Below are 830 nucleotides of genomic sequence, written 5' to 3' on the forward strand. Positions count from 1 at the left end.
CCATACAGGAGGGGTTGCTGGTGTTGAAGATATTACAGGTGGATTTACTCGTCTTATCGAATTAATCGATGCTTACGATAAACCTTGAGGTCGTCCAGCAGTTATTTCAAAAACTAAAGGTGAAGTTATATCAATTGAACAAGTGAAAGATGCTCCAAACGAAACATTAATGTTAGTTGAAGCAAGAAACACACAAGGTGAAGTTGTTAAAACTTACAAATATAAATTCTCAAGTGATAGAAAAATTAGAGTTAAAAAAGGACAAAACGTTATTCCAGGTCAAAAACTTGTTGAAGGACCAATTATCCTTAAACAACTTCTTGAAGTTGCTGACTCACGTGAAGTACAACACTATCTACTAAAAGAAATACAACGTCTATATAGAATGCAAGGTATTGCTATCTCTGATAAATATATCGAAATTATTATTAGACAAATGCTTTCAAAAATCGTTATTTCTGACCCAGGAGATTCTTCATTCTTCGCTGGTTCACTTGTGGATGTATATGATTATCAAGATGAAAATACAAAACTACTTGCTGAAGGTAAAAATCCAGCATTTGGTGAAATTATCATCAAAGGGGCTAAACAAACACCTCTTCTATCTTCATCATTCCTTGCTGCTGCTTCTTACCAAGAAACAGCTAAAGTTCTTGTTCACTCATCAATTTCTGGAAGACGTGATAACTATTCTTGGACATAGAATTCCTGCGGGTACTGGTGCTGCTTACGAAGAAAAAGGTAAGTTTGACATTAGAGATCCTAAATCATACTTCATTAATAAATAATGAAATAGAAAAAATAGCCTTTATGGGCTGTTTTTCTTTTTT

The 830-nt window shown here is 33.9% G+C and carries 1 pseudogene; it reads left to right on the plus strand.

The features are described from left to right. Window positions 1–703: pseudogene (locus C4B25_RS04680) on the plus strand (DNA-directed RNA polymerase subunit beta'); the annotation flags it as partial. Between the last annotated feature and the right edge of the window lie 127 nt (window positions 704–830).

The organism is Mycoplasma todarodis (assembly GCF_004335995.1).
Taxonomy (GTDB): domain Bacteria; phylum Bacillota_I; class Bacilli_A; order Mycoplasmatales; family Metamycoplasmataceae; genus Mycoplasma_K; species Mycoplasma_K todarodis.